Genomic DNA, 24,936 nt, shown 5'->3' with positions numbered 1-24,936 from the left:
AACCGGTAGACGGCGCTGATATCGTCCCAAAACGTGGCAATCCTCGATGTCGACCGGTTCGTCGCAGACGGGTTCGCCAAGGGCGAGGCGGTGGTCCCGCACCAGGTCGGCGACGCAGCCCGGGAACTGCTGTGGCAGCGGATCGGGTTGTCGCCGGACGATCCGTCGGTGGACGCAGCCGGTGGGACGGACGGCCGGCTGGTGAGGCCTCACGAGAACGGCCCCGCGTCGTGACCTACCGGCACACGACCATCCGGGACGACTATGCCGATCTGGCCGGCGGCGCGGTGCTGCATTCTGCTCCGGGATTCCCCGCCTTCCCGGTCCGTCTGGCGAGCGAGATGTTCCAGCGCGCGATGGAGCTGCGGGGCGGTGGACGCGCCACAGTGTGGGATCCGTGCTGCGGCAGCGGCTACCTGTTGACCGTGATCGGGCTGCTGCATCGGACCCGGATCTCGGCCGTGCTGGCCTCGGACATCGATCCGGCCGCCGTCGGGATCGCGGAACGGAATCTGGGCCTGCTGACACGAGCCGGTCTGGCGGCTCGTGCCGCCCATCTCACCGAGCAGGCCGAGCGCTGGGGCCGCGCTTCCTACACGGCGGCGGCCGAGGCGGCACACCGGATCGCAACCGGGCTGAGCGCCGACGGCGGTGACCTGCCCCACGCCGTGTATCAGGCTGACGCGTTCGTCGCCGACCGGCTCCGCCATGTCCTCGGCGGACACCGGCCGGACGTGGTGATCACGGACGTGCCCTATGGCGAGCAGACGTCCTGGCACGGACCCAACGGCGCCGACGGGACCGTAGGCATGCTCAACACCCTAGGCTCGGTGCTCGACGAAAAGTCGGTGATCGCGGTGGCGGTCCGCGGACGCAAGGCACCTCGCGCCGACCGCCTGCGTACGTGCGCGTCCTTCAAAATCGGGACCAGAACGGTCGCCCTGCTGCGGCCTCAACCGTGAGGTGACGCCGGTCCGCTCGGTGGCCGACCGTCGGCGGAGGCGGGATCGAGGCCAGAGACTTTCACGACTCCCGCACGACGGCGTTACCGTGATTCGCCAATCCCGTGATCGGCATATTCGCCCCGGTATCCCGCGGCGCAGGGTCACAATGGCGAAGTGACCGATTCAAAAGGCGTCTTAGGCCTACCGGCGGCGTTGACCGCATGCGCGTACGCGGCGGCCGTGCTCACCCTTACATGGATGACCGAAGAGGGTTATCTCGGCGATGCCATGTACGGAGTGCTGACCATGGTCCTGATGGCCTTTCCGCTCTCCCTTGTCGGGACTTCTCTGTACGGGGTGCTGAAAGACGCAATCGTCGGCCAGCGACACGATGACCCCACCTACGGCTGGAACTACAACTACGCCTGGGATTACGTCCTGATGGCCTGGCCGGGGATCGTCACGGCCATCGTCCTGATGCTCCTGCTGAGGCGGCGGCGTACCCGTTCGGCGGGCCAGGTCGTTGGCTGGGCGCTGACGGCGGTCGTCACCTTGACCGGCGTGCTGATCACCTTTGACGAGTGGGCGCCCCGTCGGCCGTACGGCTGGCCGTTCCTCGTGTACGGGCTGGTCATGGTCATAGGGTTGATCGCTTCGCGCAGGTCCGCCCCGAAAACGGCTCCCAACGAGGCATAACATGCCCCTTCCCCGTGATCTGCGGCGATTCTACGCGGGTGCCTGAGCCTCGACGAGAAAGCGATGGTCGTGAGTGAGAAGGCCGCCCTCCGTGGAGATTCGTTGGTGGAGATCCCGTAGTGCCTGTTCATAACGCCTGTGGTCGAAGTCGGGGATACGCCAGGGGACGGCGCCGGAGAACGCGAGCCACTTCTGCGGCGTTCAGGCCGCCATGCCGGTTGAGCACGAGGTCGTCATATGTGATCACCTGGGCACGCTAGCTCAGATCGCCTGTCGGTCATTGGGGTGCCGGTCAGCGGATCGTTTCTCGTATCGCCGGCGAGCGAGGGTTACGGGGATGTCGCACCACACCTCATGGATGCCGGTGACATCGGTTTTATGGAGACCGGCGACGACGATTGGCGCAGATTTGCGAGCCATGGGCTTTCGAGCACTGCTTGTAGATCCCATGTCGAAGCTCGGGCGAGGCTTTCCAACCACCTACGCGAAGGAGGCCGTAGTGCCGAGCTCACGTGTAGGCTGTCTACATGTAGACAGCCTACATATGGGAGGGAGTATGGCGAAAAGGCGTCCGCGAGGCCTTCGCGACCTGCTGGTATGGCTGCATGTCGTGACGTCCCTCGGCTGGATGAGCCAGGCGCTGGCACTGTCGGTGCTCGTCCTGTCCGGAGCGACGGCGGGCACTCCGACGCTGCGGTCGAGCGCCTACTCCCTCGCAGAGGTGCTGGATGGCCAGGTCCTCCTCTACATGGCCAACTCCTCTGCGTTCACCGGCCTCATGCTCTGCGGCCTCACCGCCTGGGGCTACTTCCGTCACTGGTGGGTGCTGGCGAAGTTCGTCATCACGCTCTCTCAGCTGTACCTCGGCATCTTCCTGCTCAGCCCCCGCCTCGCCGCTCTCGCCGAGGGGCACGGGGGCTCGCCGGGCGTGCAGGTGGCGGGCTCCCTGCTCATGGCGAGCGCGATCGCCTTCCAGGCCTGGCTGTCGATCGCCAAGCCCTGGAAGCGCACGCCCTGGACGCGCACCGGACAGCCGTCCACGCCCTCCGGGAGCGCTTCGATGTTCGCGTTCGCCCTGGCCGTCCCCGTCGCCGACTACCTGCTCGGGGCGCACGTCCTCGGGCACCCGCTGCCCCTCCTGCCGCTGCTGACGGTTGTCGCCTACCCCGTATGGCGGGCGCGGGCGGGCCGAGTCAGACCCGCGTGAGCAGGTCGGGGGTCAGCGCGGCGGCCCCGGCGCATGGCCCGCTCGCTGCCCGCACTGCTGGCGCGCCTGGTCAAGATGAGCACGGGCAGCGGCAATATGGTCGCTTGCACCTCGTGGTCGTGCCATTCGCGCAGGATGAAGCCCAGCCCTGATAGGTAGATTTCGGCAGGGAAGGTGTGGCTCACGCCGGGTGTGGTCATGGGGCTTCACCTTGGGTCGAAATTGGCGGCGGGTATATGTCGCCAGGCCGCGTTGCGCAGTAGTCGCAGTCCGTTGAGGCCGACGATCACTGTGGAACCTTCGTGGCCGGCCACGCCGAGCGGTAAGGACAGGTGGTGTCACCGGTCAACAGGACCGGCGGGGAATCGGTCATGGTGTTCAGACGAGCGATCACATCTGCGGCGCCGGGTCGAACACGGTCAGCCAGAGCCAAGACGGCGACCGGCTGACCGTCCAGGTGCATCAGTACGGCACTGTGTACCGTCTCGCTTGCTGGGCGGGTCACCCGTACACGCAAAACGCCGGCGCCGTTCAGAGTTCCCGCGAAGACCTCATCGCCTGGCTGCTTGTCGACGGGCAGGCTCTCCCCGGTGATGGACGCCTGGTCGACGTCGCTGGTGCCGACGACCACCTCGCTACCAGCGCTGATCCGCTCTCCAGGCCGCACCGCAATGATGTCGCCAACGACCAGTGCGACGGCCTCAACGACGTGTTCGTCACCGGAATCGGTCACGCGCGTCGCCCGGTCCGATGTCAGGTCGAGCAACCCTCGGACCGAGTCTGAGGTGCGCTTGGTGGCCACCGCTTCCAGCGCGCGGGAGGTGGCGAAGATGACGATCAACAGGGCGCCGTCGAAGACCTGCCCGATCGCCGCGGCGCCGATCGCCGCCGCCACCATGAGCAGATCGACATCCAGTGTCCTGTCACGTAGCGCCTTGAGCCCTGCAAAGACCGGGCTCCCACCCTCCTGCGGCATAGCAGGCCAGGTAGAGGCTCCACCACAGCCATGATGGCGCTCCGGCGAGTTGGCAGATGCCACCGGCCGCGAACCGCCCCCACAGCAGTAAGCCAGCACCTGGCCAGGCTTCGCCTCGCCGGATTGGTCAAGGGGCGGCGTGAAGGCACCTTCGTCTACTACACCGCTGCCGACGAACACGTTCGCCGTTTGCTGGCTCAGGCCCTCTACCACGCCGATCACCCTGACCGCGGTGAGTCCGTGACTTCACCCGTAGCGTCTCGCACGCCGGCTTAGTGGTTTTCCGGTTGTGTGCTGATCGGACACGCCATACCGCTCCAGCTCCACGCGTAGCCGATCGGCGCAGTGGCAGCGGTGACAACCTGGGGGCCGGCGGCCCGCCACTTCGGCGCCTCGATCATGCCCGCCCAGTGGACCCCGTTGCACGTGGACTCCGAAGTCCTCGGGCACGCCCGATGATCCGCGGAAGCACAAGGCCCCTGACAACGAGACTGTTTACAAGGAGAATCGGGGATGTCCAGAGGTGTCCACCACTGCCACTGGGGCCTTGGTCACGGGTGCCTCTGGCTGTTGCCGAGTCCATCGGGCTTCCACGATCGTCCACGGCCGTTGTTAGCACTCGTGTTAGCGAGATCCTTCCCGTGACCCCTTCGGTGCGGCGGGTTGGACGGTCAGGTCGTCTCGGCCTGGCAAGCCTGTTACAGGTCAGCCCCAAGTCCGCGAAACCATGCTGGCCTAATGGACCTGACCGACGCTGTTGAGGCGCTCACCACGACCGTGACCCCGGGTCGCCGCATGCCGGGAAAGATCGGTATGGGCATCCTCCTGATCTGCTGGCTCGCGCTCGGCGTGCTGCCGTTCGTGACCGCGGTGCCGGATTTCCGGCTCGCGACCGGGAAGATCGGCACTTCTGGCACCCTCACCGTCATCTCCTGCGTCTCCCTCGGCCAGGGACGGTATGACTGCAGGGGCAGATTCGTCCCCGACGGCGGTGGAGACGCGGTCATGGTGGCCGCATCGCCCGACTCAGAGGTGGGGGACGTGGCGCGGGCCCAGCTCACCCCTGAGGGGGATCAGGCGCTACCGTCCGGCACGAAGGGCGTCCTGCGGGCCATGACGCTCCCTGCCACCGGCCTCGGCGCGCTAGCCTTCCTGCCCTACGTCGTGCTGTACGTCTTCAGAGCCAGGCGGGGGCGCAAGACCGCCGTAATCGCGGGATCGGCGGTCACCGCCCTGTCCCTGGTACTGATCGTGATCGGCATGGTCGCCGCTTACTCCTGACCGGCCTGGCCGGGCGACAGGGTTTGGGCGAGGAAGTCCTTTTAAGGGGCCCGTCACGCCGCCCCGGTGCACCCTCTGAGCTGGGGTAACCGCTCACCGATGCGCCTCCCGGGCATGCGTGGGGCATGGTCCCGCGTTACCGGCTTCTCAGGCCTGGCTCACTCGTCCGTGACGGCGGCTTCCGTAGCCGGCGTCCCGGTTCACGTCGTCGCGGCCCGGCTCGGTCACTCGATCCGGCGATCGCGCTCCGGGCCCTACCCGGGAGCGCCTTCTTTGTTGGCCCGTTCGCCTGGCCACGTGGCGAGGATCTCGATACCGATCACCCTGCCGTTCTCGTCCAGGTCCAGATTCACCATCGGCCTGTCTACGGTCACCGTCTCAGCGACACCGCCGGGTGGAATCCGGCCGTGCAGGTAAACGTAGGCCGCTCCGGCTTCGGGGTCGTATGTCCACGTGCCCGGGTGCTCTTCCAAGGTCATCTGGTCTCCTGTCAGCAGGGGTGTCAGCAAGATTCCAAGATTGTCCAGACAAGCACAAGGCCCCTGACCGCGAGAGCGTTGATCAGGGGCCTGTCGTACGAGAGCCGCCTTGGGGAATCGAACCCCAGACCTTCTGTTTACAAGGGAAGGGCAGCCCCCTCCTTGAGGGCTCGCTGCCCTCCTCGGGCAGTAGATGCAGGCCGCTGGGGTCTGTTCGTGTGAGGCAGTGTTGCTGTACCGGCTGCTGTATAGCAACACTGCCTTGTGAGCCCTGACTCCTTCGATGCGAAGTTAACTAACCCGGCTGCGCAGTGATCGAATCGGGTGTTGTTCCAGGTTCGATATCCGCTGTCCTCCGTGTTCGCCGGAGTCCGTCGCGGTTGCCACTAGGAGCCAGCGCTCCTCGACATCGGAAGCTCACCGACGATCAGCGTCACTGGCTCTTGCGAGCACCATGAACGACGTAGAGGGCTACGAGAGCGGTGACTTGGCTGAGCACCTGGACGATCTCTTCCGCCGCCATACCAGCGCGCGCAAGCCCGTAGGCAAGCGCGGCCACGACGACAGCCGCACCGAGAGGGTTCCGACTGTCGCGCATAGGGTCGAGGGGTGGCCGGCGATCTTTGGCTTTGGAGTCTGAAGCCGGTACAGTCATTGTGCGGTCCTTTCCCTGCTGTGGATATCGATCGCGAGAGCGGCCTACTGGATGCACCCCAGTGGGCCGCTCGTTTTTGTGGCGACCCTTTGGCCTTGTTCGCCAATCATATTGCCAGAAGCCTGCACATGAACCCGATCTTCGGGTGATCCGCTTCTTATACCTAGGTAGAAGAGTTTTCTACATCGACACCCCTGCCGAAGTTTGTCCAGGCTATGGTGTTGCAACAGACGCACAGCAGTGCTGTCGCCGCAAAAAGCGCCTCTAGGAGCAAATAATGACGGACATCGCAAGGGATCTCGCCTACATTTTGCGACCCAACCCACCACAATCAGATGAGGAAGATTGGAAGGAGTATCAATTCCGACTTCAACAGACAAAACAGGCAAGAGATGACTTAGAGGCGCGTTTCCGGTCAATCCAGTTAGAGCAGGACGGAGACCCGGTGCTTGCCAGGTTGCAAGAACTAGAGCAACAGCGACGACAAGCAGTAGAGGAAACTCGAGCCATACTCGCGTATGCGCGCGAGTTCGTCAGGCCCGAACCTTATCGTCTACAAGCATTAGCCAAAGCCGCAGGAATGTCCATTTCGGGCGTGCGCTCGACTTATGATCACAAGCATATAGAAGTGGTCGCCAATAGGCTGCAACGCAGCGATAGGCGACAAAAGGCTCTGGGGATCAACCCTCCAAGCTTAGATCTACTATCAGGACCCATAGCCACCATCTACAACGACTCGGCAGGATACGGTCAGCAATAGATACTCGGCTTCGCTGTGCTGCCAGGACCTGTCAGGGGCGGTAGGTCCGATTGCGTAAGCATGCTGATCAGGCATTCATCTGAGCTGCCACGATCTGTTCACCGCCGTTCGAGAAAGTCCGCGGTCATTCGTAGCGGTCGCACCCAGTTAGTCACCCACCCTTACCTGACTCGAGCCCCACGAGTGAGGCGGTCTCGCCCGAACGAGACCGCCTCACCCCGAGGGATCCGGCCGAACATTTCGCCTGCCGCCTGACTGTGCTCTGGTTCTCGTGACCGGACGGTCGGGAGGCGACGCCTCCGAGTTACTTCGGTGGCCGTGGGTCGGTCCGTCATGGTGTTCTAGTCTCCCCACCAGTGACTAGGTAGGAGATGCGATGGGCGCTGCTGAGCTTCTTGAGCCCGACAAGTTGTGGCGTGCAAACGAGTTGCTGAGCCGGCCTAGCCCCATTCCTGCCGCTCCTGGGGTCTATGGGTGGCACTTCGACCGGTCACCTGACCCGCAGTTGCCCGCCGGCCGTCTTCTCTATGTCGGCATCGCTCCACGTCGAATGGCAAACCGAGCAAGCAAGCAGAACCTGCGCACCAGGATCCGCTACCACTACCGTGGAAACGCCGAAGGTTCCACCTTGCGGCTTACCCTGGGCTGCCTACTTGGGCTCGAGCTCCGCCGTGTAGGCAGCGGGAAACGCCTGACCTTTGGTCAAACCGGGGAGCGAGAGCTGACAGCATGGATGACTGAATACGCGCGCGTCTGTTGGCTCGAACATCCCGAGCCCTGGCTCGCCGAGTCAGAACTGATCGCCCAACTGGACCTCCCGCTGAACCTCGACCAGAACCGGCACCACCACTTCCATGAATACTTGAGCGATCTGCGAGCCACCGCACGGCTACGTGCCCGAGCCCTTCCTATCCTCGCTTGAGAGGGCCGGCCCTCTTGACCCCCAGGACGTTGGAGTAGGCGCTTTCGCAGCTCAACGACTTTCAGGCACGCGCGATCGATGTCCAGTTGCATGCGGTTTGTTCGACCCGATGCATAGCGTGTGGTCCCCAGATGGTCCCCGCCCGGATCTTGCTGTGGGAAATGTCGTAGCGAGGCGCTAGCTTCGTGGATGTGTCGAGTCAAGCGATCACAGCCCGCGAGTTCATTAAGCAGGTGGGGCGTCTTACCCCGCGGCGTCAGGGCAACTCCATCCCACTTCATCGGCCGTTGCTCCTGCTCTGGCTCCTGGGTAGGGCTGCTTCTGGAGCCCCACGACTGGTCTACTGGCGTGAAGTACGGCCCGCCTTTGAGAAGCTGGCAGCCAACTATGGCAATGGTGCAGACGGTGACGCAGCCGTCTACCCCTTCTGGGTCCTGCACGCCAACAATCGACTCTGGGAGATCGAGGACCCGGAACGCCTGGTCCTCACCTCAGGCGGTAGACGTCCGACTCGTGCGTCTCTCGACGCCGTCAACCCCGCCGCCGGCTTCCCGCAGGCCACCTATGACCTGCTCGTCGCAAAGCCAGAGGTGATAGCGCAGGCTGCCGCTAACCTTCTAGTTCGCTACTTCAATCCCATTCCTGATGGCTTGCTTGCGGACCTAGGACTGCTTCACCTCATAGCAGGCCATGAGGTTGAAGCGCTCGCACCAATTCCTGGCACGGATTTATACGATGATCGTGCGGCTATATATGAGGCGCATGGCGGGCAAAGATTCGCAGGCATCGGGCCGCTTGAGGACGGCTTGACGTGTTTATTCTCGGACGAAAAAGGGCCGTACAGTGATCGGCGCATTCCCGGTACCGGCCTGATCGAGTATCGCGGAGATGGGTTGGTTGGCGACCAAAGGCTTACGGGTGGCAACTCGACTCTCTATGAATGCCAGCGACAGCGAGTCGCCGTAAGGTATTGGCATAAGCCTCACGATGAACCATGGCGTTTTGAAACGTGGGCGGTGGTAGTGGATCGCCGCCGCGTCTGGGGCAAAGGCGCCGATCATAAGTGGCGTCGCGAATTTGCCTGGATTCTCGCGCCAGTCAACTCCCCGTTCCGCGACACCTGGACACTCCAGGTACAGGAACTCCTAGCTGAAGACGATGGTGAAACCCACGACGATACAGCGGGAACTGAGGCGCCGGCCGCGGATAACCCCGATGACGCTCGCGATCGATACCAGAAGTTCTGCGACTCGGTCGCGTCCCGTGAACGTCACAACCGAGGACGCTCGACTCGGCAGCAATCAGATCGATACTTCCGCTCAGCGCAAGCTCGTCTTGCTGTCCTTCTGCGTGCTGAAGGCCGGTGCGAGAATCCTGAGTGCACGGGACAGCCGGAGGACTTGACCGACAAGGGTGACCCTATCCTGGAAGTGGATCACGTGGACGAGCTTGCTAAGGGCGGTCGGGATCACCCTGAAGCAATGATCGCCTTATGCCCTAATTGTCACGCTATCAAGACGAGGGGTAAGAGCCGGCATGTTTTACGGCGCAAGCTAAAGTTAGAGGCGCTGCGACGCCACACGAAGTGGAGCGCTGGAGGGACCGACACGCCTAAAATCCTCGCCGAAGAGGCTTCTTCGCATGAGGTGTAGATCCCGACGGCAAGCCCGGGAACTTACCCTACAATAGAGGGTTGAGACCTGCTGCTCGCACACGCTCTTGAGAAACAGCTTCCATCGCTCGGCTAAGGAGCAGAGACCTCACTTGCCACGGAACTGATTGGCTGCTACAGAGGCGAAACCAAGTACGCTCTTCTTCTATAGTCCTAGGTAGCGGCAGCTTCAGCGCAAAAGCCTGTAAGGCGACAGAATTCCCACCCTGGCCATTTGCGATTTCACCGGTCAGCTCCTCTTCTAGCCTATCGCTCAATGCATCCCCACTCATCAGTTGTAGAAGAAGAGCAATGAGACGAATCTCCGGGTTCTGCTCACTCCCGCACTCGTGCAGCTTGTTATTCGGGCGAGCTAAGGAGGTAGCCGGGCCAAACAGTGAGAAAGTTAGGCGCAGGAGTCCAAGAAGATGCGGGTGTTCCATCCACAGTTCGAAGACCTCGTTAGCGAGTCCTCCTCCAGCTCGCTGATCCCCATACAGGGAACATTTCAGCCCTAACTCATGCAGGAGGGTTACACCCTCTGGGATATCTAGCAACGGCACCACAGCACCGTCCGGCGACGGCGCCCATTTCTCCGATGCCCTCGCTATCGAAAGCCGAAGTTGCTCGGCAGAGGGGGCAGCTTTCGAGTACCTAACCGCAAAGTGCCAAATGGAGGAAAGTGCGTCAGTCTGCTGCTGGCTCTCGCTCAGCGCTTGGTAAACCTCTTTAATTCCCGACTCCTCTCCACTGGTGTACGCATAACCAACGAGAGCTTCGAGCGGGAACTTCCCCTGCTCTATCACGTATTGTGATGGGGTAAGTGCCGGATCAGGTCGAGAGAGATCATTAGCATGCACCCCTAGGCTCCACCGATTTTCCAACTCTCGCCATAAAGAAGGCTCGCCAAGATTAGATGCAACCTGTGTTGGCGTAAGATCTGGTCGGCGGCGCATCTCTTCTAGGCCCACAAGCAGTATCCACGGGAATAGACCGGGAAGGCGCTGCCACGGAGCTGGCGAGGCAGCAAAGGATTCAAGCGCGGAAATAAGGCGTTCCACGGAAGGGTCACGAATGAAAGCAGCCGCGTTCTTCGCTGGCAGCCATTTCTCGGGGTAGTCCTCATTCACAGACTCAGGCCGAGTAGGATCATCAAGGAAACAAGGATTGATCCGGATTGATAGGCCTGTTGCGTCGCCTAGCGAGTTATTTATCGCACATGAAAGATCATCTCTATCTACAAAGTATGCCGAGGCAGTGAGCACCTCAAGTATCCAGCCAGGAACCGGAAAGTCCGACATGATCACATATTGAGGCGATTCGTCGAGAGAAGAACGTAGCGAACCGGTACTTAGGAGCTTCAGAAACTCCTCTATCGAGCATTCTCCAAGATACGAGGACGCAACGGCCAATAGCGCCTCGCTGCCGGTGTACATGGCCAACGCGGCCATACCTCTGCGGGAAGATTCACCTGTGGTGCGCCGATACTCTCGTTCGAGTAGCTCAAGGCTATGCTTATCTCCCTGTTCCGCAGATACAGCCAAGTAGTTCCAGGCGCCAAGTTTGCTGACCCAGAATTGCTGTCCGAGAACCTCGTTTAGCTTGGCGTTCACCACACCCAGATGAAGGTTTTCATGGACTGCGGCGAGCTTGCGCTGCAACTCGTTAGGGGGAAGTGTAAGCACATCGACGGCTGCATTTGTGAGCAGCCTCTTGGTTCCTGGCTGTCTATTCGCAGCTCCATCCTCTAGCGCATCCAGAGCAAGATTTGATCCTGCGTGAACTGTTCGCTGTAGGCCAATGCCTGTAGCCCCAGTGTTGAGTTCAGAAAAGACCTCCAACAGTCGCGGCCTCAGCGCTTGGCGGTCAACGAGAATCTTCCCTGCAACGAACAGGGCGACATTACGCCAATAATCACTTGGCCCAATATTAATTAAACGACTTACTATTTCGTCGTCCCTGCCATCTGCAATTGCCTCCGCGGCCATGAATTCCTGCAGGGACCGTACTTCAAATCCAAAGCCATCCGCACGGCTAGGGACGATGAAGACTAGGCGTTCTAATGCTGCCTGAATAAGAACTTCCGCCAGCTCCCGCGCTTCCTCCGGTTCATGCTCTTCCGCTAAAAGCCTTTTCATGACGAGCTCACGGAAGTCCGATTCGGAGAGGACTGCTTCAGATCCGCCTCCCTCTTCCCCGCGCATCTGCAGCTGTAAACCGAAGTAATGGTGGATTGCGTCCACCTCGGTCTGGTAGTCCCGAAGAGCGGAGCTAACTATTGTCCCCTTTTCCAGCTCACGCTGGTAAATTACCCGATAGTACTCCTTGAACAGCGAATATCTTTCTCGCGGGGGCTCACCCACTCTCTCCAGTAGCACACTCATAATTGTGACCTGTAGCGGAGAGCGCATCAAATGGGCAGTATTCTGCTCAGCAAGGGCTCGCTCGAATCTTCGTGTGACCAACTCACGACGATCCGTATCTGTGAGTCGAGCTGTGATCAGCCTGGTGAAATAGTGACTGGCTCTAGCACGGTCAAGTGGTGAGAGCTCAAGATGCGTGTAGTACTCAGGCGAGAATTCGTGGCTATAACCTTGCGGCCTTGTTGTCGCTACAAAAATTACGTCGCCGTCAACCGCGGATACATCGAGCCAAAACTCTTGCACGAAAGCAAGTACCATTGCCCTATTACTACTAGCCGGCACCTCGTCTAGGCCATCTAAGACTATGAGCCATGGATATTCCTCTAACCACATCTGAAGGTCAGAGACACTTATCTCCGTTCTCATGCGCTTGGTGATGCGAGCCGCCAGAAAGTCAAGCAGAGAGCAGGCTGTGTTGTCTGCAATTGCATCAGCAAATTGCGTTAGATTGATGCGGAATGGCCAACGCTTCGCCAAGGGGAATGGAAGATTTTCTGCAGCTACCTGGGATTGCATCCGCGAGATGTATCCCTGTAGCTCCGGGAGATTCTTATAATGCTCCGGCCGGTCCTGTAAGAGAGCAGCTCTGTAGACCTGGCAAAGCCACTGACTGACAGTGCTCTTACCTTGCCCAGGTCCTCCAACGACAACATATCGTCCGAACGTCGATGAGGCTGGGCCGAGTTTCTCGTTTACCTCACCCCGGCCTCTTGGCCTGCAACGGTCACCAGCACCAATCAAGGTCCTCAATACCGTCGCCTTTTTGCGGGACTTCAAAGGGAGGTCAATCATGACGTCTGCTAGAGACGTGGGATTATCTCCAACAGAGCCAGATTCCCGCAAATTGACGTTCTGTTCCTCCATGAACTCCCGAGCAAGGAAGGATTCCATGGTCCTTAAGAAGTGAGCCTTGCGTGCATCCATTTCGTCGAGTAATTTCGACAGAATGTCGCCAGGAGTTATCCAAGCGCGATAAGTTTTTCGCACACTTTCAGCGTTGTCCAGAAGGCGGCAGATTTTTTCGAAGTGCCAAACTTGATACCCTCGCAGGCCGAGAGGTTCTCCCAGCGACTCCAAGGCGCGTTCCACTTTGTCTAAGCCGCCAGCAAATTCGACTGCACTTAGCTTGATGTTAGTTATTATGATATAATACTCGGGAATCCGAGATTTCGTGGGCTTATTCCAGCGTCGAAATTCCTTCTTCAGTTCCGTTATCAGCCAGTCTGCGTCCGCGGCAGGAGTTGTCAACTCCTCCTTTGCTTTAACCTGCAGCACCCCATAGCCATTCCATTGGCCACAGGCTGTTTCGATAGGAACTGGACCATCAAAAGTTGCTTCCCGACCACCATCGGGCCCGCTCCCAAATATACCTAGCTGCGGACCGAGAAAATTAATAGCCAGAGACTGCGCCAAATCCTCGAAATCTCCGGGGCTAAGTCGCTGAAGGTCGTAGTTCAAACTAATGCTCCGTCCGGCAAAGCTATGTGCAGCTCTGAACAGTGCCCGCGGTACGGTAAAGCCAGAGGCCCCATCCTAGAGGAGTGATACGGCTTGTTACAGGCAAGTCGGCAATGTCCTCTACTCCAGAACTATGGCAAGCAGCCCTTCTCGGCAGATGGGGGCGAGGTTCTGACCACCGGGGTAGGAGCGGAGCGACAAGTTCAGCGGTTCCTACTGATCTTCCCGTCTGCCTTCGACCCGCCCCGCAGGGGCAGCGGGCCGGCGACGGAGGGTCAAGCTCGGCTTCGCGTGTACATGCTCCCGGTGAGCTTCCTCGTTCGCTGGTTGTCCTGCGTGCACAGCCGGGCTTGACCTGTAGGAGCTGGTCTGCTGGGCTTGCCCGGGTCGATGGCGGGCGGGACGATCAGGGCACTCACCTCAGCCCTCTACGGGCTTCCTGCTCGCAGAGTCGATCATCCCGGAGCCTGAGCGCCCCGGGGTTTGGGGCGGAGCCCCAAGGTGGTCCACTGTCTCCTTCGCCTGCTACTTCTTCCGTCTTCCCCACCATTTGTCGCCAGCGTCGCCCCTGGTCTCCGGGCTTGTCTCTGCTTGTTGGGCTGCCTGCTCGTGGTCTTCCTGCATCTCCCCAACTCTCACCGCATCTCGGGGCGGGCTCTTCATCGGCACTAGCGTCTATGCCGCCATCACACCGCTGCGCCGCTTGCCGGCGCGGTGCGCGCCTGCCTCGACGGCGGGTCGGCCCGAAGAGGCCGCACGCCCGCCGGAGAAGGCGAGGCGCGCGGCCCAGTGGATCGCTATGTGGTTCGCGTGCAGTTCTGGAAGTGCGGGCCGTGACTGGCTTCTCGGGGCTGCGTTGTGCCTCTTTCCCCTCCGCGCCCCTTCACCAGGTGCTGTCAGGGGCCGGCAAGCGTCGCCCACCTCCGCGGCTCCCCGTAGTGTCGATCTCACTTCCCGGCGGTGCCCTCCTCTGGACACCGCCTATCTCTGAATCGTCCATCGCGAACCCTCTTGAGACTCCCACCCCCTCCCCTCTCCCTCCCTGAGGCTGGTGCGGGCTGTCCCGCCGAAGGCGGCTTGAAGACGTAGGGAAACCTGTAACAGGTGCCCGCGTTGCTAGACCAGCCTGCTCGTATATCCGGCCTTGACCAACCGCTTGAAGGCGATCTCGACATCTGGTGAGACGTCCTGCGGAATGGCGAAGCCTCGTTTCGCGTACTCGGTGATCCGCTGTGTGTCGCCAACGATCATGTTGATCACTCGGTCGGCGTCGCCGATGTCCTTCACGTACTCGTCAAGCGGGAGGGGCCTGGATGCGCAGATGACGTCCACTTCAGGCCATAGCTTGCGGCACGTCGCGTATGCCCGGCGCTGCTGGTAGGGGCGTGAGATCAACATGACGGAGGACGGGTGAATGCCGTTCTCGGTCAGAAGCCGTCGAGTGAGTTCGATGTTCTCACCGGTGTTTGTGGCCGCTGGCTCGATGAGGATCGCCTCGGCCGGCACTCCGAGCGAGATGGCTTGCTCTCGATAATGGACGGCTTCACCTCGGGGAAAGCGCTCGATGGTAGTGGGTGCATTGGCGCCGGTGAACACGATGAGGGGGAACATCTCGGCGCGAAAGAGTTCGGCGGTGAACGTGGCTACGCCAAGGTCGTGGCTGCCCAGTCCGATCCCCACATCGCAGGGCCTTCGTTCGTGGTGCATGTCGTGGTAGTCCCACAGGGTCTCGACGTCAGCCCGCAGATCGTCGGGGATGGCAGTGGTCATGAGTCCTCCCGAGGACGGTTGCCTAGTCCGGGATCTTGAAGGAGTAGGACCACTCGAAGTGTGAGGCGGCGTGGACTCCTCGTGCGAACTCGACTACCCGACCTTCTCTGGTGCTAGTCGTACGGGTGAGGACCATGACGGGTTCGCCTGTAGGTAGCTGCAATTGCTCTGCTTCTTCGGGGCTGGGCATCCGTGCGCAGAGGGTTTCAGTCATGGAGTCGGGTTCGAGTCCTTGCAGGGTTAGGACGGCGAAGCCGCCTCCTCGTCCGGCTGGGCCTGGTGTCGGATCGACAATGGGCGTGCCCTCGACGTCTTCGGGCCGGTAGTAGCTGGTGAGCGTGTGCGTCGGCGTCGTGCCGTCCTTGACCAGGCGCGCACGCTCGTACACGGGAGCGCCTTCGGAAAGGCCCAAGGCTTGTGCAACGTCGGCGTCTGCCTGAACTTTCCGAACGGTCTGAGTCTGGTCGGTTGGCTGCCAGCTCCGTCCTGATGCTTCCCGGTCGGCGGCAAACGCAACAAGTCCGAACTTCCACTTGCTCTTGGCGTAGCGCTCGATGCCGAGGCGCTTCATGGGCGGCCGGCTGCGTACGACGGTGCCACGGCGCCGGATAGCGGTTACAAGTCCTTCGCTCTCCAAGAGCTGGATCGCCTGGCGGACGGTCTTGATGTTCACGCCGTGCTCGGTGGCGATCTCGTCTTGTTTGGGGAGCGTGCTCTCTGGGGGGTAGTCGCCCCGTGCGATAGCGGAGCGTAGAAGCGCAGCTAGCTCCCGGTAACCGATTCCCACGGCGGTCCTCCTCGATCTTGCGTAATAAGGCTAGCGCTACCTGCGTCAACACGACACCTGTAGCGAATAGAGCCGGTTCTATTGGCACGACCGCTACCGTAGGGCCTAATAGAGCTAGCTCTATTCAACGTCCAACGGAGGCACAGTGCGCAACATTCCTGTAGACATCTCGGGCCTGTCGTTCACGGTCGCGGGTGAGCCGGAGCCGAAGATCGTGGATCGGGCGACGGGTGAGGTGAAGAAGGACGCGGAGGGGCGGGACCTGTACGTGATTCCGCTGCTGCCGAAGCCGAACGACGACCGGCGTAACCCGGTCATCAACGTCACGTTCCCCTCGCTCGACTTCCCGCGCATCCCGGAGGGGGTGCAGGTGCGGCCGGTGGGGCTGTCGGCCTTCTACTGGCAGATGAACGGCCGTTCAGGGCTGGGGTTTCGCTGCGAGGCGATCCGCCCGGCCAACGAGCCCGCCCCCGCCCCGGCTCCCGCGCCGGCGGTCTGAACGGTCAGAAGGTAGGTCCCGGGACGGCTGTGCTTGGCGGCTTCGACCGTCCCGGGGTCTCCGATCCGCTCATCAACTGATGGAAAGGAGGACTCCAGTATGGCTGACTTCCTGATCCGCGCGACGCTGGTCGCCGCGGTTGTGGTGGTGGCGCTGCTGGTGTGGCGTCGGCTGCACCGGGTGTCGTTTTGGCTGGTGCTGGGTTTCCCGGTGAAGGCGCTGATGGTCTACGGCACTTGGCGGGCGGTGGCCTCGGGGTGCGGGCTGGCGCGGCGTCGCCGGCGGTTGCGCTGGACCTTCCCCGGCTTCCCCTACCTGGGGGGCTGACCCGATGGTCATGATGCTCACGGGCCAGCGCCGCAAGCTTCGCCGGGTGGAGGTGGAGCGGGCTCCGCGGCTCGGGCTGATCCGCCCGACCTCGCTGGGCTTCCGCGTGACGGTCCGCCTGCATGATGGGCAGACGCCGGAGGACTATACGCGGGTGCTGGACAAGCTCGCCCACGCCTGGAAAGTGCACTCGGTGCGGCTGGCCGGCTGGAAGCCCGGCAAAGTCACCCTGGTCGCGACGCTGGTCGATCCCCTCGACTCGGTGACGATCCCGGTCCTGTCGGATGGGCTGCTGCGGGTCCGCGTCGGGCTGCTCGACACCGGGGCGCCGTTCGTGGTCGACTTCCGCACCGTGCCGCACTGGCTGAACGTCGGCGCGACACAGTCCGGCAAATCCAACCTCGCCAACGACCTCGTCGTCGGGCTGGCACCGCAGCCGGTCGCGCTGGTCGGGTTCGACCTCAAGGGCGGGGTGGAGTTCACCCCGTACGAGGCGCGCATGTCCGCCCTGGCGACCGAGCGGGCCGAGTGCGCCGAACTGCTGGCCGACCTGGTCGGCATCATCAAAGACCGCATGGCCTTGTGCCGCCGGCACCGGGTCAAGAACATCTGGCACCCCCGCCTGCCCGAGGCCGAGCGGCCGGTCCCGATCGTCGTGCTGGTGGACGAGGTCGCCGAACTGTTCCTCATGGCCGACAAGAAGAAGGAACAAGACGAGGTGTCCGCGGTCGCCACCAGGTTGCTGCGGGTGGCCCAGCTCGGCCGCGCCTTCGGGATCTACCTGGTGGTGTGCGGGCAGCGAGTTGGCTCCGACCTCGGCTCGGGGGTGACCGCGCTGCGTGCCCAGCTCACCGGGCGGATCTGCCACATGGTCAACGACGAGGAAACCGCCAAGATGGCGCTCGGCGACATGGACCCCGGCGCGCTGGTCGCCGCCCGGCAGATCTCCCCGAACAAGCCGGGAACCGCCATCGTGATCGGCTCCGAAGGCCGCTGGCACCGCATGCGCAGCGTGCACGTGACCGAGGAACAGGCCGAAGCCGCCGCCGCAGCGCACGCCCACCTGACCCCCACCTGGGCCCAGCTCACCCGCGGCGCCGCCGCGACCAGTGACCTCGACCCCTCCGAGGTGGAGGAGTTCACCGAACCGGACCTGGAAGACCTCCCCGTCTAACCCCACTCGCTTTCGAGTGCTTCTCGGGCTTGGCGTGAGCCCTCAATCACGCCAGGTCCCTACCCGACTCATGTCAAAACCCGCCTTCTTCTCACCTGCTGGGAGTCCTGTGATGTTGCGTCGTCTGCGCTCGCTGCTGGCCGATTCCGGGCCGGTGGTCGTGCTCGCGGGGATCGCGGCCGTGGGCTCCTTCGACCACATCAGCAAACTGGCCGCCAAGCACGGCCAGAGCGATTGGCGCTCGTGGGCAGTCGCGGTCTGCATCGACCTGATGTGCGTCATGGCCGCCCGCGAAATCCAACGAGACAAACGCACCGGCCGGCGCCGCCGCGGTCTGGTGTCGTGGCCGTCGCTGGTGCTGGCCGGCGGGATCGTCCTGACCCTGGCGGCCAACCTCGCCGAAGCCGAACCCTCCGCGTGGGGATGGATCGTCGCCGCAACCCCCGCGGGGGCGTTCCTGATCGCCATGTCGATGCTGGAACGTCGGGCCGGCCACGCCCCCGCCCCGGCGGTCGTGGATGGCGAGCTTGTCGCCGACCAAATCCCCTCGACCCCGGCCACCTCCGGCGACGACCGCGCGGAACTGCCGACCGCGCACGAGGCACCGGCCGAGCTCAACCCCGCACCTGTGCCGTCATCACCGGCGCGCCCGGAGATCAACCCGGCCGTGCTCGATGACGCCCGGTACTTCGCCGGCGAGTACGCCCGCCTGCACAACGCGCCGATCCCGGCTGACGAGCTGGTCCGCCGCATGCGAATCACTCCCGACCTCGCCCGTGAGCTGCTCGACCAGCTCACCCCAACCACTGGAACCGCCTGAACCGAAGGAGCCGAACCATCATGACCACCGACCCCACCGCCCGCGCTGAGTTCATCGCCGGACTGCGCCGCCTGGCCGCGTTCCTGGCCGACAACCCCAAGGTCCCCGTCCCCGACTACGGCGCCGACATCTCCATCCACGTGGACGGCACCGACGCCCAGCAGCGAGCCACCATCGACCGCATCGCCGACCTGATCGGCGCCCCCACCTCCGAGGGACTCAACTACACCACCGCCCGGGACTTCGGGCCGATCAACTACCGCGCGGTCGCGGTGTGGGAGCAGACCTCCCGCGACTGGGACGCGCTCATGAGCTACCACGGCACCGTCTCCGTCTGAGGTGGCCTCGTGATGCTGCGCAAGCTGACCGCCCGCGCCCTGCTGCTGTTCGCCCTGTTCTACCTGTTCACCCGCCCCGTCTCGGCCGCCGACCTCGTCAACGCCTCCGTCCGTGTGCTGCATGTCGCCGCGGACAACGTCGCCGGCTTCCTCACCCACCTGAACTGACCGGAGGAGAGACCCGTGAGTGACCAAGTCACCTACACCCATCCCGACGTGCTGACCATCGGCGTCCGCCAGGGGTGGGCCGACCCGGAAACCGACCCGACACGGATCGACTGGGCGCCTCGTCAAGCCAAGGCTGCGATCCCGTTTCGGGTGATCGACGGCCGCCCGGTCAACCCGTGTGAGCGCACCGGCATCCGCTACGGCCGCAACGAGCTCGGCCACTGGGGCGAGGCCCTCGCCGCTGACGCCATCGTCACCGCCACCGACCAGGACGGCCACCGCTGGCTGGTAATGGTGGAGCGCCGCGACGGCCACGGCTGGGCGCTGCCCGGCGGGCACGTGGATCCCGGCGAAGACCCGACGCACGCCGCAATCCGCGAACTGCACGAAGAGACCGGACTGACCGGCATCACCTCGACCTGGGAGGCGCTGCCGCCGCGGTATGTGCCCGATCCCCGCGCCAGCGACGAGGCATGGATGGTCACCGTGCCGGTCCGCACTCACCTGGGCACCCGCCACCGCGACCACCTGCCCACCGTGGTCGGCGCCGATGACGCCGCCCGCGCCGCGTGGGTCCTGGCCGACGCCTACAACGACCTCGTCACCTACCTTGCCCGCAAGTTCGGCGGGGAGGTCTTCCCGGCCCATCGCGGCATGCTCGCTGAGGCCCTGACCCCCAGCGCTGCGGCTTCGATCAGCAGGGGGCAGCGGTGAACAGGTTCCGGCCGCTGATCACGCCGCAGGGTGTCGATTCGTCCACGCTGGCCGACCTGCACGAGCAAGCGGCGCTGGTACGCGCTGAGCTGGCCCGGGTGGACGCGAAAGCGGGTCTGCTCCTGGGGTGGACTGGCGCCGCGCTCGCCGTCGTCATCAGCGTGACCACCGCGGCGACCTCCACCAATCGTGTGCCCACCGTAGCGCTGGCCGGCTTATGGGCTGCGGCCGGCCTGCTCGGGCTGGCAGTCGCGGTGCTGCTGCTGGCCGTCCGCCCCCGCATTCCCCGAATCGGCGGCACCGGCTTCGTCGTCCACGCCCGCGCCGCCTCTCCGGCCGCGCTCCTGCACACCCTCACCACCACCGATCCCGCCGGCGACGTGGCCGCGGACGTGTGGCTGCTGTCCCGCCTGGCCGTGACCAAGTACCGGCGCCTGCGCCTGGCCGTGGACCTGCTCATGGTCGCGCTGCTGGTCCTGGCCGCCGCGCTGCTCGCCGCTTAGCTCCCCTCGATCTCGATCAGTCATGCAGAAAGGAAGCCCCGCAATGGCACGAGGTGAACACGAGGACTACCAGGTCATTGCCTGGTGCGTGCTGTGCGGATGGTCCACCGATGACCCCGCTGACACCGTGTGCGACTGCCCCGGCGGCGTCCCGCACTGCTGACCTGCGATCCCGCCCACCTGTGACAAGGAGTTCCCCTGTGAAGTCTCAGCGTCGCACCTGCGGCACCTGCCGCGGCTACCGCACCGTTGGTGTCCTCAAGTCCGTCAAGCGCGGCGGCCAGACCGTCATCATCGAGACCCGCCAGACCTGCCCCACCTGTGCCGGACGGGGCGAACTGTGACCCCCACCGCCAGCACGCCCAAGGCGCCCGAGACCTGCCCCGACTGCGACGGCGAGCGCCAAGTCCTGACCGCGATGGTGCTCGGCCGTGGCCTGCGCCGCCGCACCGTCGAGCAGTACGCCGCCTGCCTCACCTGCGACGGCACCGGAACCCACCCCCGCACCGAATGACCGTGATCAGTCATCAGCCCGACCGTCAGGCGGTCACCCGAGTTTGAGCCTCGGGCGGGCACGCAGCAAACCCGCTGTCCCCCTACCAATTTCGCGACATCAGGAAGGAGACCCCAGCCATGGGTGACAAGGAGATCAACATCTGGCGCGCGGCGCAGAGGAGGTACCTCAAGGAGGAGCGCAAGGCATCACGCCGCGGAGAGTTCGACGGCCCCTCGGCCCCCGGCAAGGCGTACCGCAAGGCACTGCGGAACCGGGTCGAAGCAGACGAGCAGCTCAGCCCCGAAGACATCGCCGCGATGCAGCAGGGGGGCCGCTGACATGACCTCGCGCGAACAGTTCCCCGCCTACGCCTACCGCTGCTGCACCTGCAACGGCACCGGAATCGACGCCGACAACCAGCGGTGCCTCGACTGCGACGGCACCGGCATCGACAACCACGACTGAACCGCATCCCGGATGCGACGCCTCCACGGGGCGGCACGAGCTTGCCGGCACCGCCGTCCCGCGGGGCGTCTCCCTCGCCTCACAGCAAGGAGACACCAGTATGCGCCACCTTCGCCCCGTCACGCCCGTACTCCGCTCCGGCGGGCCCTGGCTGCCGCCCGGCACCGCCTCCACCTGGGTCTGCCGCTGCGGCGGGATCAACCCCCGCACCTCGACCACCTGCGGCAGGTGCGGCCAATGAGCACCGGCCACTACCGCACCTGCCCCACCTGCAACGGCTTCTGCTCCACCGGCCTCGACCCCAACCGGCGCCCAATCCCCTGCCGCACGTGCAACGCCACCGGGCGCATCTACGTTCGGGGCCGCAAATGAGCCGCTACCAGGTGCAGGTCACCGAGACCTACGCCCCCGGCGCTGAGCGCCCCTGGTCAGTCACAAACCGGGTCCTGGCCGTGGAGTCCGGGCCGTGCCTCGCGCCGGTTCTCGTCCGGCTTGGCCGTCTGCGCACCCGTATCGCCTGCGGGCGCCGTCTCCCGCTCGACAAACAGTGCCGCAACTGCTGCCCCCGCATCGTCGTCACCGAGGTAAGGAGGATCACCGCTTGAGCGCGCCTACGCCGCTCGCCGAGCTGGTCGGGCCGGTCATCCGTGACCTGGCCCGCTGCTCGGGCAAAGACCTCACCCGCTGGCTCGACCAGGTCGCCCGCCTGCGCGGCTGCACCGAACCCATCCGCCTCACCGGCGAAGCCCTCACCGTGGATGCGGGCACGGGTGAGGTCCTGCACACCTACACCACCAGCAGCGAGCCGCACGGGCAGCTCCTCGTCCGCTGCGGCAACCGCCGCGCCTCCCGCTGCCCCTCCTGCGCCGAGCTCTACCGCGCCGACACCTTCCACCTGATCCGCGCCGGCCTGATCGGCGGCACCAAGGGCGTTCCCGAAACCGTCCGCACCCATCCGCGGGTCTTCGCCACGCTGACCGCCCCGTCCTTCGGTCCTGTGCACCGCGGCCCGGGCAAGAGCGGCGCCCCGCAGGTCTGCCACCCGCGCCGGACGGGGCCGGCCTGCTTCGAACGCCACGTCGCCGATGATCCGCGCATCGGGCAACCGCTTGACCCCGACAGCTATGACTACGTCGCGCACGTGCTGTGGAACGCCCATGCTGGGGATCTGTGGCGCCGATTCACCATCTACCTACGCCGCCACCTCGCCGCAGCGGCCGGCATGAGCCAGGCAGCGTTTAACAGACAGGTCAAAGTGTCCTTCGCCAAGGTTGCCGAATACCAAGCCCGCGGCGTCGTCCACTTCCACGCCATCATCCGCCTCGACGGCCGACCCGACGACCCCGACGACACCACCCCCATCCCGCCGCCGGATTGGGCCAGCGTGCAACTCCTCGACGGCGCGATCCGCTCGGCCGCCGCCGCGGTCCACATAGACGCCCCCGACCTCGGCCAACCCACCCTCGACCTGCGCTGGGGCGATCAGGTAGACGTCAAGCTCATCAACCCCGCCGACCTCGACCCCGACGGGGAGACCGACCAGCTCACCGAGCAGAAGGTCGCCGGCTACGTCGCCAAGTACGCCACCAAAGCCGCCGAATCCGCCGGCACCCTGGACCGGCGCATCCGCTCCCACGACCTGATCCACCTGCGCGACAAGGGCGCCAGCGAACACGCCGCCCGACTGATCCGCACCGCCTGGACCCTCGGCGACCCCATCACGCACCCCGAACTGCTCGATCTCAAGCTGCGCAAGTGGGCACACATGCTCGGCTTCCGCGGCCACTTCTCCACCCGCTCCCGCGCCTACGCCACCACCCTCGGCAAGATCCGGCAGGAACGTGCCGACTATCGCCACGCCCAGCTCCGCGAAACCGGCTGGGCCTACGACCCCGACACCACCCTCGTACTCGCGCACTGGGCCTTCGCCGGCCAGGGCTACACCCCCGGCGAGTCCGCATTGGCCGTCTCGATGAGTAGGGAGGACCGCGATGGCCCCTGATCTGCTGACCGTCCCCGAAGCGATGGCCGTGCTTAAGGTCAGCCGGTGGACGATCTACAGCCTGATTCGGTCTGGTGAGCTTCGCTCGGTCGTCGTCCGCACTCGCTGTCGCCGCATTCCTGTTGCCGCGCTGGAGGAGTACGTGACCCGCTTGTGCGAGGAGGCCGCCTGATGGGCAAGCGTGCCAACGGAGAGGGTTCCGTCTTCCCATACAAAGACGGCTGGGCGGGCTACGTCTGGGTCACGACCCCGGAGGGCAAGAGGACCCGCAAATGGGCGTACGGAAAGACCCGCGAGGAGACCCACGAGAAGTGGCTCAAGCTTCACGAGCTGGCGGGCAAGGGGCCGGTGCCGACGAAGCATCCCACTGTGTCGGCGTACCTGACGCAATGGCTAGCCGAGGTCGTGAAGCCCAACCGCGAGCCCACAACTTATGTCGCCTATGAGCCGCTTGTACGGCTTTACATCATCCCTGGCATCGGGAAGAAACGGCTCGACAAGCTCACCGTCCGCGACGTACAGACGTGGCTTAACAGCCTGACGACCCTCTGCACCTGCTGTGATCAGAAGAAGGATCACAAGCGCCCGGAGTCCAAGCGACGGTGCTGCTCCAAGGGGCAGTGCTGCAAGAGCTACCCGTCCCGCAGCACGATCGCCGGCATCCGGAGTGTCCTGCGTGCTGCGCTAGGCAATGCCATACGTGAAGAGCTGATCTTGAAGAACGTCGCGACGTTGGCCACGCTGCCGACGAAGGCCAAGAGCAAGCGCAAGAAGCGTCATGCCGTCTGGAGCGTTGATGAGGCCCGGCGATTCCTGGAGTACGTGAAGGGCAAGGACGATCCGCTCTATGCCGCGTACGTACTGATCCTCGCGCTGGGCCTGCGGCGCGGTGAAGTGCTCGGACTGGTGTGGGACAGCGTCGATTTCGAGAACTCTGAACTGTGGATCAACCACCAGCTCACTCGGGTCAGCGGTCAACTGCTGCACCGCGACACCACGAAGACGGAGGATTCCGAAAACTCTCTCCCGCTCATCGGCTTGTGCGTGTCGGCGTTGCAACACCGGCAACGCGTCCAGGAGGACGCACGGCATCAGGCAGGCGAGAAGTGGAAGGGCTCCGATCTCGTCTTTACCACGAAATTCGGCACGCCGATCGAGCCGCGGAACTTCAACCGCTCGTTTGATCTCCACTGTGCAGGTGCCGACGTCCCTCGGATCCGCGTCCATGACACCCGGCACACGTGCGCCTCGCTCCTGGCCGCGCTCGACGTTCACCCGCGCGTGGCGATGCGCATCCTGCGTCACTCGCAGATCTCGCTGACCATGAACGTCTACACACAGATTCCCTCGCCAGCCACACGCAAGGCTCTCGACCGGCTCAGTGAGAGTCTCGACGGTGGCGCCTGAGGGCGTTGCTGTAT

At 63.9% G+C, this 24,936-nt stretch carries 30 protein-coding genes; 25 read left to right on the top strand and 5 right to left on the bottom strand.

What is annotated here, in order from left to right:
- Positions 1 to 33 precede the first annotated feature (33 nt).
- The 4 genes from IL992_RS48645 (at position 34) to IL992_RS34875 (ending at position 2,847) form a co-directional block, all read left to right on the top strand.
- Complete coding sequence (locus IL992_RS48645; RefSeq protein ID WP_193207579.1) at positions 34 to 234, top strand: hypothetical protein; 201 nt, start codon at positions 34 to 36, stop codon at positions 232 to 234.
- Positions 231 to 962 (top strand): rRNA methyltransferase, encoded by a 732-nt coding sequence (locus IL992_RS34885; RefSeq protein WP_193207578.1) that lies wholly within the window; start codon positions 231 to 233, stop codon positions 960 to 962. Before IL992_RS48645 ends, IL992_RS34885 begins: the two co-directional genes overlap by 4 nt.
- A 240-nt stretch (positions 963 to 1,202) precedes the next feature.
- Entirely contained in the window at positions 1,203 to 1,640 is a 438-nt protein-coding gene (locus IL992_RS34880; RefSeq protein ID WP_193207577.1) for a hypothetical protein, read from the top strand.
- Positions 1,641 to 2,196: 556 nt separating this feature from the next.
- Entirely contained in the window at positions 2,197 to 2,847 is a 651-nt protein-coding gene (locus tag IL992_RS34875; RefSeq protein WP_193207576.1) for a hypothetical protein, read from the top strand.
- Between the two features lie 286 nt (positions 2,848 to 3,133).
- Here the strand turns inward: IL992_RS34875 and IL992_RS34870 are convergent, their stop codons facing one another.
- Positions 3,134 to 4,045 (bottom strand): P-type ATPase, encoded by a 912-nt coding sequence (locus tag IL992_RS34870; protein ID WP_319019019.1) that lies wholly within the window; start codon positions 4,043 to 4,045, stop codon positions 3,134 to 3,136.
- 516 nt (positions 4,046 to 4,561) lie between these two features.
- On the opposite strand from IL992_RS34870, the gene IL992_RS34865 reads away from it, so the two are divergent.
- Positions 4,562 to 5,104: a hypothetical protein gene (locus IL992_RS34865; RefSeq protein ID WP_193207575.1), complete on the top strand. Its 543-nt coding sequence runs from the start codon at positions 4,562 to 4,564 to the stop codon at positions 5,102 to 5,104.
- 254 nt (positions 5,105 to 5,358) lie between these two features.
- Here IL992_RS34865 and IL992_RS34860 read toward each other — a convergent pair whose 3' ends face one another.
- Positions 5,359 to 5,583: a DUF2283 domain-containing protein gene (locus tag IL992_RS34860; protein WP_193207574.1), complete on the bottom strand. Its 225-nt coding sequence runs from the start codon at positions 5,581 to 5,583 to the stop codon at positions 5,359 to 5,361.
- A gap of 932 nt (positions 5,584 to 6,515) precedes the next feature.
- On the opposite strand from IL992_RS34860, the gene IL992_RS34855 reads away from it, so the two are divergent.
- From IL992_RS34855 to IL992_RS48640, 3 genes are all read left to right on the top strand, one after another.
- A complete protein-coding gene (locus IL992_RS34855) occupies positions 6,516 to 6,998 on the top strand; it encodes a hypothetical protein (protein ID WP_193207573.1) in 483 nt (160 codons plus the stop codon).
- A gap of 376 nt (positions 6,999 to 7,374) precedes the next feature.
- Entirely contained in the window at positions 7,375 to 7,920 is a 546-nt protein-coding gene (locus IL992_RS34850; protein WP_193207572.1) for a GIY-YIG nuclease family protein, read from the top strand.
- A 185-nt stretch (positions 7,921 to 8,105) separates the two neighbouring features.
- On the top strand, positions 8,106 to 9,572 hold the full coding sequence (locus IL992_RS48640) for an HNH endonuclease (RefSeq protein ID WP_193207571.1): 1,467 nt from the start codon (positions 8,106 to 8,108) through the stop codon (positions 9,570 to 9,572).
- 28 nt (positions 9,573 to 9,600) lie between these two features.
- Here IL992_RS48640 and IL992_RS34840 read toward each other — a convergent pair whose 3' ends face one another.
- From IL992_RS34840 to IL992_RS34830, 3 genes are all read right to left on the bottom strand, one after another.
- Positions 9,601 to 13,452, bottom strand: coding sequence for an NACHT domain-containing protein (locus IL992_RS34840; protein WP_193207570.1), 3,852 nt, complete (start codon positions 13,450 to 13,452; stop codon positions 9,601 to 9,603).
- Between the two features lie 1,116 nt (positions 13,453 to 14,568).
- Positions 14,569 to 15,222 carry a YdcF family protein gene (locus IL992_RS34835; protein WP_193207569.1) on the bottom strand — a complete coding sequence of 218 codons (654 nt, stop codon included), beginning with the start codon at positions 15,220 to 15,222 and terminating at the stop codon, positions 14,569 to 14,571.
- A gap of 22 nt (positions 15,223 to 15,244) precedes the next feature.
- Positions 15,245 to 16,009 carry a GntR family transcriptional regulator gene (locus IL992_RS34830; protein WP_193207568.1) on the bottom strand — a complete coding sequence of 255 codons (765 nt, stop codon included), beginning with the start codon at positions 16,007 to 16,009 and terminating at the stop codon, positions 15,245 to 15,247.
- 145 nt (positions 16,010 to 16,154) lie between these two features.
- Between IL992_RS34830 and IL992_RS34825 the strand changes: the two genes are divergently transcribed.
- From IL992_RS34825 to IL992_RS34755, 17 genes are all read left to right on the top strand, one after another.
- The gene (locus IL992_RS34825) at positions 16,155 to 16,508 is read left to right on the top strand and encodes an SCO3933 family regulatory protein (protein WP_193207567.1); all 354 of its coding nucleotides are present in this window, start codon (positions 16,155 to 16,157) and stop codon (positions 16,506 to 16,508) included.
- A gap of 99 nt (positions 16,509 to 16,607) precedes the next feature.
- Entirely contained in the window at positions 16,608 to 16,835 is a 228-nt protein-coding gene (locus IL992_RS46870) for a hypothetical protein (RefSeq protein ID WP_226874294.1), read from the top strand.
- A 4-nt stretch (positions 16,836 to 16,839) separates the two neighbouring features.
- Positions 16,840 to 18,009 carry an FtsK/SpoIIIE domain-containing protein gene (locus IL992_RS34820; protein ID WP_226874293.1) on the top strand — a complete coding sequence of 390 codons (1,170 nt, stop codon included), beginning with the start codon at positions 16,840 to 16,842 and terminating at the stop codon, positions 18,007 to 18,009.
- Positions 18,010 to 18,121: 112 nt separating this feature from the next.
- Positions 18,122 to 18,829, top strand: a complete 708-nt coding sequence (locus IL992_RS34815; protein WP_193207566.1) for a DUF2637 domain-containing protein — start codon at positions 18,122 to 18,124, stop codon at positions 18,827 to 18,829.
- Between the two features lie 20 nt (positions 18,830 to 18,849).
- Positions 18,850 to 19,167 carry a hypothetical protein gene (locus IL992_RS34810; protein WP_193207565.1) on the top strand — a complete coding sequence of 106 codons (318 nt, stop codon included), beginning with the start codon at positions 18,850 to 18,852 and terminating at the stop codon, positions 19,165 to 19,167.
- Between the two features lie 9 nt (positions 19,168 to 19,176).
- Complete coding sequence (locus IL992_RS34805) at positions 19,177 to 19,335, top strand: hypothetical protein (protein WP_193207564.1); 159 nt, start codon at positions 19,177 to 19,179, stop codon at positions 19,333 to 19,335.
- A gap of 15 nt (positions 19,336 to 19,350) precedes the next feature.
- Positions 19,351 to 20,049 (top strand): NUDIX domain-containing protein, encoded by a 699-nt coding sequence (locus tag IL992_RS34800; RefSeq protein ID WP_193207563.1) that lies wholly within the window; start codon positions 19,351 to 19,353, stop codon positions 20,047 to 20,049.
- Positions 20,046 to 20,552 carry a Pycsar system effector family protein gene (locus tag IL992_RS48635; RefSeq protein ID WP_193207562.1) on the top strand — a complete coding sequence of 169 codons (507 nt, stop codon included), beginning with the start codon at positions 20,046 to 20,048 and terminating at the stop codon, positions 20,550 to 20,552. Before IL992_RS34800 ends, IL992_RS48635 begins: the two co-directional genes overlap by 4 nt.
- A 200-nt stretch (positions 20,553 to 20,752) precedes the next feature.
- Positions 20,753 to 20,896, top strand: coding sequence for a hypothetical protein (locus IL992_RS34790; protein WP_193207561.1), 144 nt, complete (start codon positions 20,753 to 20,755; stop codon positions 20,894 to 20,896).
- Complete coding sequence (locus IL992_RS34785; RefSeq protein WP_226874292.1) at positions 20,893 to 21,066, top strand: hypothetical protein; 174 nt, start codon at positions 20,893 to 20,895, stop codon at positions 21,064 to 21,066. Before IL992_RS34790 ends, IL992_RS34785 begins: the two co-directional genes overlap by 4 nt.
- 119 nt (positions 21,067 to 21,185) lie before the next feature.
- On the top strand, positions 21,186 to 21,386 hold the full coding sequence (locus IL992_RS34780) for a hypothetical protein (protein ID WP_193207560.1): 201 nt from the start codon (positions 21,186 to 21,188) through the stop codon (positions 21,384 to 21,386).
- Between the two features lies 1 nt (position 21,387).
- Complete coding sequence (locus tag IL992_RS47940; RefSeq protein WP_264295152.1) at positions 21,388 to 21,513, top strand: hypothetical protein; 126 nt, start codon at positions 21,388 to 21,390, stop codon at positions 21,511 to 21,513.
- Between the two features lie 100 nt (positions 21,514 to 21,613).
- The gene (locus IL992_RS34775; RefSeq protein ID WP_193207559.1) at positions 21,614 to 21,754 is read left to right on the top strand and encodes a hypothetical protein; all 141 of its coding nucleotides are present in this window, start codon (positions 21,614 to 21,616) and stop codon (positions 21,752 to 21,754) included.
- A gap of 127 nt (positions 21,755 to 21,881) precedes the next feature.
- On the top strand, positions 21,882 to 22,118 hold the full coding sequence (locus IL992_RS34770) for a hypothetical protein (protein WP_193207558.1): 237 nt from the start codon (positions 21,882 to 21,884) through the stop codon (positions 22,116 to 22,118).
- Entirely contained in the window at positions 22,115 to 23,515 is a 1,401-nt protein-coding gene (locus tag IL992_RS34765; protein ID WP_193207557.1) for a replication initiator, read from the top strand. The genes IL992_RS34770 and IL992_RS34765 overlap by 4 nt, the downstream gene beginning before the upstream one ends.
- Complete coding sequence (locus IL992_RS34760; protein ID WP_193207556.1) at positions 23,505 to 23,687, top strand: helix-turn-helix domain-containing protein; 183 nt, start codon at positions 23,505 to 23,507, stop codon at positions 23,685 to 23,687. The genes IL992_RS34765 and IL992_RS34760 overlap by 11 nt, the downstream gene beginning before the upstream one ends.
- Positions 23,687 to 24,922 carry a site-specific integrase gene (locus IL992_RS34755; protein WP_226874291.1) on the top strand — a complete coding sequence of 412 codons (1,236 nt, stop codon included), beginning with the start codon at positions 23,687 to 23,689 and terminating at the stop codon, positions 24,920 to 24,922. Before IL992_RS34760 ends, IL992_RS34755 begins: the two co-directional genes overlap by 1 nt.
- The last annotated feature ends 14 nt before the right edge of the window (positions 24,923 to 24,936 follow it).

Origin of the sequence: Microbispora sitophila (assembly GCF_014892245.1) — a bacterium.
Classification (GTDB): Bacteria; Actinomycetota; Actinomycetes; order Streptosporangiales; family Streptosporangiaceae; genus Microbispora; species Microbispora siamensis.
The sequence above is the reverse complement of the archived record's forward strand: the minus strand, read 5'-3'. Positions and strand labels throughout refer to the sequence as shown.